General features: G+C 44.6%; 12 protein-coding genes and 1 riboswitch. All 12 genes read left to right on the top strand.

The genetic code is table 11. The features are described from left to right. Positions 1-292 precede the first annotated feature (292 nt). The 12 genes from guaA to QP775_RS17505 all read left to right on the top strand — a co-directional run bounded on the left by guaA (position 293) and on the right by QP775_RS17505 (position 15,175). The gene (guaA, locus tag QP775_RS17560; protein WP_285108009.1) at positions 293-1,831 is read left to right on the top strand and encodes a glutamine-hydrolyzing GMP synthase; all 1,539 of its coding nucleotides are present in this window, start codon (positions 293-295) and stop codon (positions 1,829-1,831) included. A gap of 596 nt (positions 1,832-2,427) precedes the next feature. Further along, positions 2,428-2,664, top strand: coding sequence for a hypothetical protein (locus QP775_RS17555; RefSeq protein ID WP_285108007.1), 237 nt, complete (start codon positions 2,428-2,430; stop codon positions 2,662-2,664). 149 nt (positions 2,665-2,813) lie between these two features. Next, positions 2,814-3,326: a DinB family protein gene (locus QP775_RS17550; RefSeq protein ID WP_285108005.1), complete on the top strand. Its 513-nt coding sequence runs from the start codon at positions 2,814-2,816 to the stop codon at positions 3,324-3,326. Positions 3,327-3,465: 139 nt separating this feature from the next. Further along, a riboswitch (purine riboswitch) is annotated at positions 3,466-3,566 on the top strand. A gap of 212 nt (positions 3,567-3,778) precedes the next feature. Next, on the top strand, positions 3,779-5,188 hold the full coding sequence (locus QP775_RS17545; protein WP_239329237.1) for an NCS2 family permease: 1,410 nt from the start codon (positions 3,779-3,781) through the stop codon (positions 5,186-5,188). Between the two features lie 404 nt (positions 5,189-5,592). Beyond that, complete coding sequence (locus tag QP775_RS17540; protein ID WP_239329236.1) at positions 5,593-6,639, top strand: ABC transporter substrate-binding protein; 1,047 nt, start codon at positions 5,593-5,595, stop codon at positions 6,637-6,639. 134 nt (positions 6,640-6,773) lie between these two features. Further along, entirely contained in the window at positions 6,774-7,751 is a 978-nt protein-coding gene (locus tag QP775_RS17535; protein ID WP_285108002.1) for a nucleoside hydrolase, read from the top strand. Between the two features lie 106 nt (positions 7,752-7,857). Next, positions 7,858-8,679: an ABC transporter permease gene (locus QP775_RS17530; RefSeq protein ID WP_239329234.1), complete on the top strand. Its 822-nt coding sequence runs from the start codon at positions 7,858-7,860 to the stop codon at positions 8,677-8,679. A 5-nt stretch (positions 8,680-8,684) separates the two neighbouring features. Continuing rightward, a complete protein-coding gene (locus QP775_RS17525; RefSeq protein WP_239329233.1) occupies positions 8,685-9,473 on the top strand; it encodes an ABC transporter permease in 789 nt (262 codons plus the stop codon). A gap of 68 nt (positions 9,474-9,541) precedes the next feature. Next, on the top strand, positions 9,542-10,651 hold the full coding sequence (locus QP775_RS17520; protein ID WP_239329232.1) for an ABC transporter ATP-binding protein: 1,110 nt from the start codon (positions 9,542-9,544) through the stop codon (positions 10,649-10,651). 38 nt (positions 10,652-10,689) lie between these two features. Further along, a complete protein-coding gene (locus tag QP775_RS17515; protein WP_285107997.1) occupies positions 10,690-12,399 on the top strand; it encodes an adenine deaminase C-terminal domain-containing protein in 1,710 nt (569 codons plus the stop codon). A gap of 826 nt (positions 12,400-13,225) precedes the next feature. After that, the gene (gene hflX, locus QP775_RS17510; protein WP_285107995.1) at positions 13,226-14,506 is read left to right on the top strand and encodes a GTPase HflX; all 1,281 of its coding nucleotides are present in this window, start codon (positions 13,226-13,228) and stop codon (positions 14,504-14,506) included. A 504-nt stretch (positions 14,507-15,010) separates the two neighbouring features. Beyond that, the gene (locus tag QP775_RS17505; RefSeq protein ID WP_285107993.1) at positions 15,011-15,175 is read left to right on the top strand and encodes a hypothetical protein; all 165 of its coding nucleotides are present in this window, start codon (positions 15,011-15,013) and stop codon (positions 15,173-15,175) included. The last annotated feature ends 342 nt before the right edge of the window (positions 15,176-15,517 follow it).

Raw genomic sequence — 15,517 nt, 5'->3', positions numbered from 1 at the left:
TGCGTATCTAGCGAGAACCTGTCGATTTTTGACGAAATGAAAATTAACGAGTAACATTTACATTCAGGGTATGCTATGCGGCAGGATGTGGTATAGTAACAAAAGTTAGGCATAGAGCGTCGTCGTTTCATTGACGTCGGGCCTTCATTTGATTAAGATATCATAATGTGCAGTTGCACGAAGCTTTACTTTCAACAACCCAGATAGCTATCGCTGCATGGGCATGATGCTCATGTGAGCGTTGGTAATAAAGCTTGTCATTTTCATTATATTTCAAGGAGGCACGTCGTTAATGAGTAAGCATCATGAAATGATTGTTGTGCTTGACTTCGGTGGACAATACAATCAGTTAATTGCACGTCGTATTCGCGATTTAGGTGTATACAGCGAATTGATTTCGTATAACACACCAGTCGAGAAGATTAAGGAAATGAATCCGAAAGGGATCGTATTCTCAGGCGGACCTTCGAGCGTATATGAGGAGAATGCTCCTCATGTAGATCCAGCTATTTATGACCTTGGACTTCCGATCTTTGGCATTTGTTACGGTATGCAATTGATGTCTCATCAGATGGAAGGCAAAGTACAACGTGCGGGTAAGCGAGAGTACGGGAAATCCGACGTTGTATTTAAAGAAAACAGCAGTCTGATCAAAGGTTTGGAAGCAAGCCAGACTGTATGGATGAGCCATGGCGACTTGGTTGTGGAACTTCCGAAAGGCTTCCAGATTGATGCAAGCACAGAGCATGCACCAATTGCAGCGATGAGCCATCCCGAGAAAAATTTCTATGCAGTTCAATTCCATCCTGAAGTGCGTCACTCTGTCAAAGGGAACGAGATGATTCACAATTTCCTGTTTGACGTATGTAAGTGCCACGGCGACTGGACGATGGAATCCTTTATTGAAGATAAAATTGAAGAGATTCGTACAACGGTAGGCGACAGCAAAGTGCTGTGCGCACTAAGCGGTGGCGTTGACTCATCTGTAGTAGCTATGCTGATCCACCGTGCCATTGGCGAACAATTAACTTGTATGTTTATTGATCACGGCCTGCTCCGCAAAGACGAAGCGGAAGGTGTAATGGAGACGTTTAGCGGCAAGTTCGGCCTTAACGTCATCAAGATTGATGCACGTGCTCGCTTTATGGGCAAGCTGGCTGGTGTATCCGATCCAGAGCAGAAGCGCAAAATTATCGGTAACGAATTTATTTATTGCTTTGACGAAGAGTCTGCCAAGCTGGGCGAATTTGACTTCTTGGCGCAAGGCACGTTGTACACAGACATCGTAGAGAGCGGAACAGCTACCGCACAAACGATCAAGTCGCACCATAATGTTGGTGGTTTGCCGGAAGATATGAAGTTTAAGCTAATCGAACCTTTGAATGCGCTGTTCAAAGACGAAGTACGTAAAGTGGGCGAAGAGCTTGGTATGCCGCATGCGATCGTATGGCGCCAGCCATTCCCAGGTCCAGGACTTGCGATTCGTGTATTGGGCGAAGTAACAGAGGACAAGCTTACAATCGTGCGCGAGTCGGATGCGATTCTGCGCGAAGAGATTGCTAAGGCCGGATTGGATCAAGAGATCTGGCAGTACTTCACAGCGCTGCCTGACATGAAGAGTGTTGGCGTTATGGGCGATGCGCGTACGTATTCCTACACTGTCGGCATCCGCGCAGTAACGTCTATTGACGGCATGACAGCGGACTGGGCGCGTATTCCTTGGGATATTCTCGAGAAAATCTCCGTTCGTATCGTTAACGAGGTAGATAACGTTAACCGTATCGTGTACGACGTAACGTCGAAGCCACCAGCAACGATTGAGTGGGAGTAAGGATTTTCATTACATCTGCAATAAATGAATGTTAATAATGACTCTCTTTTATCTGTGTTATTTACCAGGTAGAAGGGAGTTTTTTTTATGACCAAAGTTAAAGAACTAAGCTTAAAACTGCTAATCGCAACATTTGTTGTCGTGGAGTCAATCGCATACTTGAATTCCTCCTATTCAACAAATATAATCACCATCTCATAATTATGCTCATCTTGCAGTGAAAGTCGATCTGTTTCAAACGAAGTATGCAAAAGTTTAGTAGAATCAAGCTTTTTCTAGCCTGCTTTTCTGGGTAGAGATTTATGATATTAGAAGTATAATAATAGAGAGGATTGGAAGAGTTATCCTTATGGCAATGTGGTACTACTGTTTGGGTTAAGTCCATTACAAACGAATAAAAACATAATATTGTGGAACATGAAAGAATATGATAAGACATGCGGGTATTTCTATAACACTGCGAATGTCAGCAGCTTTTTGGGAAGTATCAAAGTGGTGATAATCGGTCGGGATTTCGGTCAGCAGATTCTAGTGGATGATCCAACTAACCTTACAACTTTAGGTGATATCCCTACAAATTGCAGCGCCATACGAACATGAAAGGAGAAAGAATGCCTGCAATGCAAAACAACACAAATATAAAGAAATATAAGTTTTTAGCTCCTCTATATGATTTATTGATGGGGAAGCCCTTGAATAGGATCACATCCTTTTTAGGAACAGATATAAACAGAAGGTTTGATGAAATATTAAGCAATATTCCATTGAAGATCATTCATCAAGAAAGTTCCGTATTAAATGGAAATTACAAAATTATTGTGTTAAAGAAATGATGTCTGCATATGTACGAATGAAGATCAACGAACAAACCTCGAGACTCGATCCATCAGATTCTGCCTAATACGTCCTAAGTCTCTCGGTCTCTTAGATCCAATATTATTATCGGAACGATCCATAAATGATAAAAGAAAGGAAGTTGTCTATGGAGCTGCAAGAGATCAAACTAAAATTAAAAGAAACAAGAGATGAATTATTAGGTATTGTGAATGGATTAAGTGAGGAACAATTAAGCGCTCGGAAAGACACAAACAGTTGGAGTATTAATCAGATTTGTCAGCACTTAATTAAGACAGAAGAATTATATGGTGTAGCTATAAAGAGGGGATTAAAAAGCGACGAAGATTCATTCATAGGGAATAAACCATTAGAATTTCTACTTGATAGAAACAACAAGATAGAGGCTCCTGACATTGCGAAACCCACTGATGAGATTATAGGCTATCAAGAAATCATTAACAGACTAAACCAATCAAGAGAGAAGTTATACGAGATATTAAACACAGTGGAAGACCCAACACTGTTGAGCAGAAGACATTTTATACACCCAGTCTTTAAAGAGATGGCATTAATAGAATGGGTTAGATCACTGTACATTCACGAACAAAGACATATTAAACAAATAAATGAAATTATGGAGGGTTTAAGTGAGGCTTAGATGTTCATCTGGTGGTGTCATTACATAAGTTCACGACCCAAACACATGGAAATAACGAACATTAACAACGTGTATTCAATATATTATTCGTGATTTTTGTTGACAAAATTCGAGCCTGTCACTAAAATAAGAGTGTACAACAAAAACAGAAACTCCTTTTCGTATAATCTCGGGAATTGGCCCGAGAGTCTCTACAAGGTCACCGTAAATGACTTGGCTACGAGAAGATGAACGGACATTGCCACCTTTACGATACGTTATCGATTGAGGGGCTGCTATGTTTGCCATTAGGCTTGCCTGGCGTCCATCATCTTGTTCAGTAGCCCTGGAATCTGATTCCTTGGGCTATTTTTTGTTGTCAGGCGAATGCCCGATATATAGCAAAATAACAAATTCGGTGCATTTTCGGGTACACACAATATGAGATTTCTCATGGGGAGGATGTAACACTTATGGAACGCTTCTTCAAAATTAAGGAGCATGGGTCAACGATCAGAACGGAAATTATGGCAGGTATAACAACGTTTATGACGATGGCCTACATCTTGGCTATTAACCCTGACATTTTGACAGGTTTCGGCAAGACGGGCATGGAGTGGTATCCCGTATTTCTAGCAACTGCAATTGCTGGCGGTATTTTTACGATTGCGATGGGCATCTTCGTTAATTTCCCTGTAGCGCTCGCTCCCGGAATGGGGCTGAATGCATACTTTGCATCGGTCATTGTATCAACAGCAGCGACAGATCATCCGGTGACCTGGCAGATCGCCTTAACCGCGGTATTTGTATCCGGTATTATTTTCTTCCTTTTAACCATTACGAATATTCGACAGCAGCTGATTGAGGCAGTTCCAGACGGCTTGAAGCATGCGATAACAGTAGGTATCGGTCTTTTTATTACTATTGTAGGCCTCAAGAACAGTGGATTGCTTTCCGTATCAGTTGAATCTGTTAACGATATTGGCAAGGGTGTATTTACACCGCTGAAGGGCTTTGAGACGGTATTTGGCATTGGCAGCTTCACAGATCCACAGGTGCTTCTGACTATTATCGGTCTTGCATTGATTTCCGTGTTGATGGTCATGAACGTACCTGGAGCTATCTTGTTTGGTATTTTGGGAACAACGGTTATCGGCATCTTTATGGGTGTTGTTTCCTTTGACAGCCTAAACGACGTGTCCAAGACACCATGGATTCCTGATTTGGGACAATTAAATGTATTCGAGTTTGATTTTTCAGGCTTATTGGGTGTCGGAATTGTATCGATTATTTTAACGTTTACGTTTGTAGAGTTGTTTGACACATTTGGTACCTTGATAGGCACAGCGAACCGTGCAGGCTACATGAAGAACCCGGAAGAAGGCAAGAAGCGTGTCGGTAAAGCGATGTTCGTAGATTCGATCGCTGTAGGCGGTGGCGCTGTACTGGGTACTTCTACGGTAACTGCCTTTGTTGAAAGCTCCGCAGGTGTTGCAGCAGGCGGCCGTACAGGATTGACAGCAGTAACAACAGGTGTATGTTTCTTGTTGTCCTTGTTTATCGCTCCAATCATTGCTTTGATCCCAGGATCTGCAACAGCAGCAGCATTGATCGTAGTAGGCGTGTTGATGATGCAATCCGTACGTGAAATTAACTTCAATGACCTTGTTATTGGTATCCCGGCATTTTTGACAGTAGCCTTTATGCCATTTACGTACAGCATTGCTAACGGTATTTCATTCGGAATTCTGTCTTATGTATTGCTTGCTTTTGTGGCGAACGTATCCGGCAAAACGAAGGAAAAGTATAAGATTCACTGGATGATGTGGATACTGTTTGTCCTTGTGTTGGCACGTTACCTCATGATGGGCGGCGGACATTGATTCCAATGCAGGAGTGCTTACGTTAGAAATGAATTCAGGGCGCAACAGTCAGCAATGGCTGGGGCGCTTTTTTATGGGCGAGAGCAGTCGATTAGGGATAGGAATTATTTGTTATCGATAACTATGATCAAGTATGAAAAACAGGCATCAGATCCGGATTCGGTTCTTAACGCAGGAATAGTGGACGTAATTTAGAATGATAAATCAGTCGTTTATTTAATTTATACACCGTTTAGCTGTTGAATGTTAGTCTTAGTTGTGTTAAAGGCGAACGTTAATGTGTACAACATGTTATAATGTTCGTAAAAATACTTGAAGTGTGCATGGAACTGTGCTATTCTTGTCCATGTTGAAAAGAACAATTCTTCTCATACAAAGTTAAGCATCTAGGGGGACATACGTTAATGAAAAAGCTGGCTTTACTACTCACCGTCGTTCTGACATTTGGTACGCTTCTCGCTGCTTGCGGAGGCGGCAAGGAAGAAGGCAGCAGCAAGCCAACAGAGCTTGTCATCTCAACTTGGGGTTTCGCTGAAGATGCAATGCGTAAAAATGTGTACGAGCCATTTGAGAAAGAATACAACGTGAAGATTGTAACTGAGATCGGTAATAATACGGATCGCTTAAATAAAGTTCGCCAAGGCAGCTCGAAAGTAGACTTGATCTACTTGTCCGACTATTATGCACTGCAAGGGATTGAAGAGGGCTTGTTCGAGAAGATTGACCACAAGAACATTCCTAACATTGAGAACTTGTATGAGATTGCAAAGGCGCCGCTTGGCAAAGAGTATGGCCCTGCCCATACTGTAGCGCAGCTCGGATTAGTTGTGAACGGCGATCAAGTGAAGACACCAGTTGAATCATGGAGTGATTTGTGGAAAGCAGAGTTTAAGAACAAGCTCGCCTTGCCGAACATAACGATTACAACGGGGCCGATGCTGATGGATATTGCAGCTAAGCACGCGGGCAATCAAGAGATGAACACGGAAGCAGCATTCAAATCGCTGAAAGAAATTAATCCTGGTGTCGTGAAATATTACTCGAAGTCGGCTGACTTGGTTAATATGTTTGCTCAAGGCGAAGTTGTCGTGGCGCCTATGCAGGATACGTTCTACGGAAGTGTGTCGGAGGCTGTTCCTTCTGCAAAGTACATCACGCCAAAAGAGGGCGCGTATGCGCTGTTGAACACAGTTAATGTAGTTAAGGGATCAAAGAACAAAGAACTGGCTGAGAAATTTATTAACTGGCATTTAAGCCAACAAGTCCAACAGGCTAACGCTGAGCAGCGTGTGGATTCACCAACTAACAAGCTGGTTAAGCTGACGGATGAGCAAGCCAAAGGGATGACATATGGGGCTGAAGTTGTTGAAAAATTAAAGCTGCTCGACCTTCGCAAAGTCAATCAAGAAATGAGCGGTTGGATCGATCGCTGGAACCGTGAGATGGAGTAGTAAGTAAGTTGGAGGGAGGGCGGCGTAAGCACCCCTCCCTTTTCTTTGGTCCTAGCATCACAATACGTAATCATAATACGATGCGTGGGGAAACGTCATTGGACCAAGTGCTGTATAAAAGGAGGTCTTAACACATGATAGAGAAATTACAGGGATTAAGACCTGTGATCATGGATGTGGATACGGGAGTTGATGATGCGCTTGCCATCATGATGGCAGTAAAATGTGATGCGCTTAGGCTGCTAGGCATCACAACTGTTAGCGGTAACGTTTCATTGTCTCAAGCAACATTAAATACACGTAAAATACTGTTTGCGTTAGAACAAGAACGGCTCAATACCGGTGAAATAGAGTATGGCGACGTTCCGGTTATCCCTGGCGCAGATCGTCCTATGCTAAGACCTTTATTTTTTGAACATCATGTTCATGGCCGCGATGGACTTGGCGGTGCCTTGCATGACGTAGAGCTTCCTCCATTGCCTGGGGATCTGCCGCATGCAGCGTCATTTATCATCGAGCAGGCTAAAACATACCACGGCGAATTGGAGCTCATTATGACCGCGCCGCTGACAAACTTGGCGATAGCCGTTCGCATGTGCCCGGAACTGCCGAAGCTGATTAAGCGGGTAGTCATAATGGGCGGTGTCGTTGGCTCATTCGGCAATGTGACGCCGACTGCGGAGTACAACATCTATGTGGACCCGGAAGCAGCACGAATTGTGCTGCAAGCAGGCTTTGAGCTGACGATGGTTGGGCTTGATGTGACACGCAAAGCTTTGCTGAGTGAGGAGCATTTGCAAGAGCTGGACGGAACCGAGCTTGGTCCCATCGTGCGCCAATGCACAAAGGATTATATGGACCGTTATCGGGAGCGAAACGGCATTAACGCCTGTGCGCTGCACGATCCGTTAGCAGTAGGGGCTGCAATCGATCCCACACTTGTCGTCACCAAGAAGCTGTACGTAGATGTAGAAACAAAGAGTGAATTATGCGACGGACAGACGGTATGCGACTTCCAAAATCGTCTGGGTCACAGCCCAAACGTAAATGTATGCCTTGACGTAGATAGTGAACGGTTCATCTGCCAATTTATTGGTTTGATTAAGCAATAAGATTTGGCTGCTGCGGATCATCCATGCTCGTAGTTAGAGAAGCGTGTGAGCAATAACAAGGCAACGCCAATCGAAGAGATATTCTGACAACGGGAGAAGGTCAACGATGAAGAAAGTGTATTTATGGCTCTTAATGCTTCCGGGACTGTTGTTCCTGACTTTATTTATGATCGTTCCGATCTTTATGACGATTGGTTCGACATTTTTTCAAGATGGTGGATTTACGATCCAAGGGTACGTGAAGCTGCTAGGTGATCCTTATATTTTAAAAATACTAGGGACGACTCTCCAAGTAAGTGTAGTAACTACAATTGTTTGTATCGCGCTTGGATTTCCAACCGCATATTACATCTCGAAGACAAAGGCCAGAACAAAGGGCATATTGCTGGCGCTTGCCCTGTTCCCGCTCTTGACTAGCGCAATCGTGCGCTCGTTCAGTTGGATGGTCATTCTCGGGAAAAATGGTATCGTCAACAACATCTTGACGGGCATCGGCCTTATCGATGAACCTCTCAAAATTTTATATACGCCGACAGCAATGGTGATTGGTCTCATTCATTTGTTTCTGCCGCTTATGATTATTTCGTTGGTTGGTGTTATGGAAAATATCGATGGAGATTTGCTGCACGCTTCCGAAAGTCTAGGAGCATCGCGACTTAAAGGCTTTATGAATATTATTGTGCCGCTGTGTGTTCCTGGCTTAATTGTCGGCAGTATTCTGGTCTTCGTCGGCAGCCTGACAGCTTATACGACACCGCAGCTTCTGGGTGGTAAACAACGTGTTGTTGCTACCTTCCTATATCAGAATGCGATGACCTTAAACGATTGGTATATGGCTTCCATCATTGCCACGGTAATGATCGTAGTTACCTTTGTCATTATTGGCTTGATGAATAAGCTTGCTCGCAAATTAAATCCGAAGGGGTAACGAACATGAAGGAGAAGCATCGCGGACTTGCCGTCTTTACGGCACTTGTGTTTATTTTCCTCCTCGGACCGCTGGTTATCATTATGGCTACGTCGTTCGGGGACAGCACCATACTCAAATTCCCACCGGAAGGGTTCTCCCTCCGATGGTACCAAAATATTTTTGATGTCGATATGTTTATGGAGACATTTAAAGTCACGATTGTGGTGGCATTGATCGGTAATATAATCGCACTTCTGCTGGGTGTGCCAGCTGCGTACGCGTTAAGCCGCGGGGAATTCCGCGGAAAGGCATTATTAAATTCCATTTTCATATCACCGATTCTCATTCCGGGTGTCGTACTTGGCTTTACGATGTTAAAGTATCTGGTCGTTAAATTTGATCTGCCGATCTATTCCAGCTTGCTCATAGGGCATGTAGTACTGATGCTGCCGTTTATTATTCGTGTAATCGCATCAAGCTTGTCGAACTTCGACTATGCGATTGAAGAAGCCTCTATGAGTCTAGGAGCTTCGCGTTTGAAAACCTTTTTTACAGTTGTCCTGCCGAATATACGATCCGGCTTGATTGCTGGGGTGCTGCTTGCGTTCTTGGAGTCGTTTAACAATGTAGATATTTCGGTATTTATGACGGGGCCTGGGGTTAGTACGCTACCTATTCAAATGCTGACCTACGTGGAAAATTATTTTGACCCGACCATTGCGGCCATATCGGTGCTCTTAATGGTGGTGACAGGCGTGTTGATGATATTGATCGAACGTTTGATGGGATTGTCCTACTTTACGAAGAAATAAACGACAGACCGGCTTGGATAGATGGTTTCTATTACACCATAGCGGCTGACAAACGGAGGGAATACAACGTGGAACTGTTATCACTTCAAAATATATCGGTAGCCTATGAGAAAAATCTAATTCTGGAAAACTTCAATCTAAATATCGAGAAGGGAGAGCTTATCTCCTTGCTCGGACCATCTGGCTGCGGCAAGACGACAACGCTTCGCCTAATTGCGGGATTCTTGGAAGCAAAGGATGGCAAGTTTATGTTCGATAGTAAGGATTACACGCGTGTTCCGGTCAATAAGCGCAATTTTGGGTTTGTGTTCCAGAGCTATGCCCTGTTTCCGCACATGACGGTGTTTGATAACGTTGCTTATGGACTGCGTCTGCGTAAGGCGAATAAGGCGGAGATAGACAAAAAAGTTCACGCTATGCTTGATGTTGTCAGCCTGCAAGGGTTCGAGAAGCGCTACCCGGGCGAGCTGTCAGGTGGTCAGCGCCAACGTGTCGCGATTGCCCGTGCGCTCGTGATCCAACCTGATCTGCTGCTGTTTGACGAACCGCTTAGCAACTTGGACGCCAACCTGCGTGTGAATATGCGTGTGGAGATTCGCCGCATCCAGAAGCAGCTTGGCATTACGACGGTATACGTCTCTCATGATCAAGAAGAGTGTTTCTCTATCTCGGATAAAGTGGCGATTATGAACAAAGGTGTTATCGAACAATTAGACGCGCCAGCAACTATTTATAAATATCCAACAACAGAGTTTGTCGCTCGATTTATCGGGTTTAACAACTTTATTGATATTCAACAGATGAGCCAGGAGGGGGCGCAAGTGTCGCTCTTTGGCGAGCACGGCACAAAAATTAAGCTAGTTCATCGATCCGGGCATCCGATCACGGACAGCATGAAAGCAGCGATTCGTCCCGATGACTTGCTTGTTGTAACGGACGGAGAACTGGTGGATGGAGTCGGCGGATTAACAGCGGAAGAGCTAGATGCGGGCTATAACATGATTGCGGGAAAAGTGAAGATCAGCACGTTCCTTGGCCGCAGCTATCAATATGAAGTGGAGACCCCACTCGGTGACTTTACGGTAAACCGTGAGATGGAGGAAGCGTTTGACCGCGGTGCGGAAGTGAAGTTGGTACTGCCGAAGGAGAAGGTAGTGCTCGTGCGGACGTCGGTGTAACGAAAGAACTTTATATTACTGCTGAAGGGGTGCATGAGGTGAACATCGATCTGCTCATTAAGGACGTTAAAGTCTATAACGTATATATGAAACAATTTATTCAGGGTAACGTAGCTGTGTTGGATGGCCGCTTTCTGTATGTTGGTGCTCGTGGAGAAGAGAAATTTGCAGCCGCTGAAATTCTAGATGGACGCGGGCGACACATGGTTCCCGGTTTGGTTGATATTCACCTGCATATCGAAAGTTCTATGATCACACCTAAGACATTTTCCCACGGTATTTTGAAAAATGGGGTTACAACTGTAGTGTCGGAGCCGCATGAGATGGCTAATGTATTTGGCCTTGAAGGGGTACAGGCAATGATCGATGCTAGCCAAGGCTGCGAAGCTGACATATTGTACGCGATTCCGAGCTCGGTGCCAGCCACGTCGTTAGAGACGACAGGCGGGGAAATTGATGTGGCAGATATCGACAAGCTGATGCAGCAAGATCGCGTGATCTGCCTTGGTGAGATTATGGATTCATATGCCGTGTTAAATGATCCAAATGGCAAGACGAATCGGATATTACGGCATTTTCGCGATAACTATCCGCATGTAGTTATTGAAGGGCATACGCCGAAAAAGTTGGTGGATCTGGATCTAGCCCGTTTTATGTTTGCGGGGGTGGATTCGGATCATACGGAGCAAGAAGTAGACAGTATGCTGGATCGGATGCGGAGTGGATGTTTTGTAGAGATTCAAGAGAAGGCTATGCGTCCTGACATTATGCAGGTATTAATCGAGCAGGATGTTGCGGAGCTGTTTTGTTTTGTGACAGACGACGTAATGGCCGATTCCTTTGTAGCGGATGGTCATTTGAATCATCTTGTGCGCAAAGCGATCAAAATGGGCATGAGTCCAGAGCGGGCTATTTACGCTGCGACATACACATCGGCCCGTCGCATGCAGCTTCATGACCGTGGAGCGATCGGTCCGAATAAGATCGCGGACTTTGTGCTGCTGTCTGATTTGAATGAGTTTACGATTGATTCCGTATATAAACGCGGTGTACTTGTATATGATGCGGCTCAGCATACGTTGCAGCAACAGGAACTGGGGCAGTTCCCGCAGCACTTTTATGAAAGTGTGAAGCTTAACAAGCTGACGGCAGCTGACTTCATCGTCAATGTGGAAGTTGCCGATGGAATGCATACGTGCCGGGTCATGGAAGTGGTCAACGGCACGACCAATACAAATGAGCTCCATCACGAGGTTCAAGTGACCAGCAGCGAGCTGCAATGGGAGACTAGTACTTGTGGGCTGGTGGCGACATTTGAACGGTACGGCAAAAATGGTCAGCGTGGCTACGGCCTTATCACGGGAAATACGATCAAGCGCGGCGCGATCGCAACAACGTATTCACATGACAACCACAACCTGCTGGTTGTTGGGCATAGCGCAGCAGATATGGCGCTGGCGGCGAATACGGTTATCGGCACGCAGGGCGGCTTCTGCGTCGTTGTGGACGGAGAAGTGCTGAAGCATGTGCCGCTGCCCGTGGGCGGTATCCTGTCCGAAGTGCCATTTGAGCAGTTCGGACAGGATGTAAAAGAGCTGCGTGCAGCGATGGAATCGATCGGATATGAGCATTATAACCCGATTATGTCGATCAGCACGCATTCCTTGCCTGTAAGTCCGTCTCTGAAATTGACGGATCATGGCTTGATTGATGTCCATGCGGGCCAAGTAGTGCCGCTGGTATTATAGTCAGGGTTCGCTCGTGCATCGCAAGTTAAATTACTTGGGAACTTGGCTTGCTGCATTCGTTCAGAGTCAGCCAGTACAATGGCTGCTTAACGAGAATTAAGCTTGCTCTGGACTGGCACTATATGCTAACATAATAATAACTTTTAGAGAACGGAGGGTTTCCGATGATTAATATGGCAGCTATCTTCCTTTCAGGAAGAATCCGATTGAACACATTTGTCACTAACTGAATAGTGCTCAATGGCTCTGCCTGTGTGCAGAGTAATCGGGATTGGTCTGCCTATTTTTAAGGAAACCTTGTTATGTCATACAAGTGCGACAAGAGAGGGCGAGGGACGAACCTGCCCTCTTTTGCTATGCCTTAGAATAGTGAAATTTTCACATGATGAACGAAATCAGTCGACTTCGATACCACAATTGTGAACGTAATCGGGATGCTTGGCGGCTGCTGCTGCGGAAGTGTGCATGTCCAAGCAAGAATATGTTCATGTTTCAGTGCAATATGGTGTCGAGGTGTGATTGCAGTTAATGGTGCGTTACAGGTCGTTGTCAACTGATATAGTTGATATAGGATGACTGCTCAAAGGGGAGGCTTTGCATTGCCGCCTCGTCGAGTTCAGCCACTGCCTAGTGATGTTGTCATCTAACTGATTGATGTTCTGTCCGTTAATTAGGTTTGTTCCATTTACGGATGTGTGAAGCAGCTAATTGTGACTGTGGACGTCACGCGCAATGATTTATTCCCTTTTACTTACTGCACAGGCCAGAGGTCTGTGTTTTTTTGCGTTTAATTTGCATACTAGAACAAGAACGGGGGATTTCATTTATGGAACAATTAATGGAGCAGCAGCAGAAAGCGGTTATTGTTGGTGTTAATCTGAATCATCAGCAGGACTTTGAATATTCAATGGAGGAACTGGCTAATTTAGCGGAAGCGTGCAACGTAGAAGTTGTAGGCACTGTGACGCAAAATTTAAGCCGTGTGAACACGTCTCATTATATTGGTACAGGCAAACTTCAGGACGTTACTGCGATGTTGGAGGCGCAAGGCGGCAATCTTGTTATTTTTAATGACGAACTTTCACCTTCACAGATTCGCAACTTAGAATCAGACTTAGATGTAAAGGTTATTGACCGCACGATTCTCATCTTAGATATATTTGGTGAACGCGCAAGAACGAGGGAGGCCCAACTTCAAGTGGAAGTGGCACAGCTTCAATATTTGCTGCCTCGTCTTGTCGGTCTCCGTGAATCGCTTGGTCGTCAGGGTGGTGGCGTAGGCACCAAGAATAAGGGTGTTGGGGAGAAAAAGCTTGAGTTGGATCGTCGCAGAATTGAAGAGAAGATCACGATACTAAACAAAGAGTTAGAAGTTCTGGTTGCACATCGCCAGACCCAGCGTAAGAAACGCAAGAAGACGGGCATGCCGGTCGTATCGCTAGTTGGTTATACGAATGCAGGCAAGTCTACTGTGATGAATGCGCTGGTTGAACTGTATACAGAGACTAAAGACAAATTTGTGTTTGAGAAAAATATGCTCTTTGCCACACTTGAAACTTCAGTACGCAGCATTGAGTTGGAGGGCAATAAAAACTTCCTGCTTACGGATACGGTAGGCTTTGTTAGTAAACTCCCACATCATCTTGTGAAGGCATTCCGTTCTACATTGGAGGAGGTTAGCGAAGCAGATTTGCTTCTTCATGTGGTCGATTGTTCGAATCCGGAGTATGAGCAGCACATTCGCATCACAAATGAAACGTTAAAAGCGATTGGTATTGAAGAAATCCCTATGGTGTATGTCTTCAATAAGGTGGACTTGAAGCAAGACTCTGTGCCGGACAACGATCTAAATACCGATACGGTTCACATCTCTGCGAAAAAGAAATGGGGGATCGATGAACTGATTAGTATGATCCGCCAACATATTTTCAAAGACTACGTTCAATGTATGATGCTGATTCCTTATGATCAAGGTCAACTGGTATCGTATTTAAATGAGAACGCCCATGTGCAGGATACCAGCTATGAGTCTGATGGCACAAAGTTAACGTTGGAGTGCAGAACTAGTGATTATATGAAGTTCGAGCACCTGGTTGTACAGGAATAGGATGAAAGGAGGAAGCCGCCATGTGACGAAAAGTGTCATATGGCGGCTGCTTTATGTTGAAGCTTGATTAAAGCTAGACGTTCTAGTCAGGTATCCATCAGATCCATTATGCCTCAAGTAACTGTATGTTGTGTCAAACTATCCGACTTTGTCGACATTAGTGTTTAAGGCCGGTGAGGTTGTTGCGGTGATTAGGAACGAGCTTCTTTCATTAGAAGATGTCAGTCATCCCTTAGATAGTGAGCAATATGTATCGGAACTCCCCTAGTCGAATTCTTCTATATAAAGTAGATTGTTATCTAGATGAATGTCCATGCTTAATTATAGCTGAGCCTGATACACGTATTGATCGAAAACCTAAATCGAATACCTGAGTAGAAAAGACATCCCTCCTACGGCTACGAGCTGAAGAATATGGTGGCGGTAGGCTGTGTGTAAATTGTTTTACGTTCGAGTAAAGCGAGAGGCAATCTAGTCTAGTTTTCCGATGAAACATCGATTGTCATGAATTTAGTCGTAGGGGCGGCAGGTTTCCAGTATGAGTGGGCTGACATTCACGAAACATTAATTGTGGATGAGGATGACTTTCATGATCAAGAGGCTCAGGATTGCAAGGTAGGGACAAGGGCTATGCTTTTTGTTTGTTGGACTGACGTGGCAATTATCTAAGAGTTTTAAACTAATCAGCAAGGTGGGCTGGGATACAGCGTCAGATTAGCCAGTCAATAAACTTTTATAGAATTCTTGCAAAAGCATAGCCGAATGTGGTATATTAATTTTCCGCCGATGAAATAGGCGGGGCAAGCAGAATAGATGCAAGATGAAATTCGGCTTACAACTCTCTTTTAAAAAAGTGCTTGACCTTGAAATGGTTAATGTGTTATATTAATTAAGTCGCCGCTGAACGGCGGTGAAGAAAAGAAAGTAACTTACAATTGTTCCTTGAAAACTGAACAACGAGCAACGTTGAATGAAGGACATGATCTTGATCATGAAGCGCATTGAACGGGA

The sequence above is a fragment of the Paenibacillus sp. UMB4589-SE434 genome (assembly GCF_030226685.1).
Taxonomy (GTDB): domain Bacteria; phylum Bacillota; class Bacilli; order Paenibacillales; family Paenibacillaceae; genus Paenibacillus_B.
Note: the sequence above shows the minus strand (reverse complement) of the source record. Positions and strands in the feature narration are given on the sequence as shown.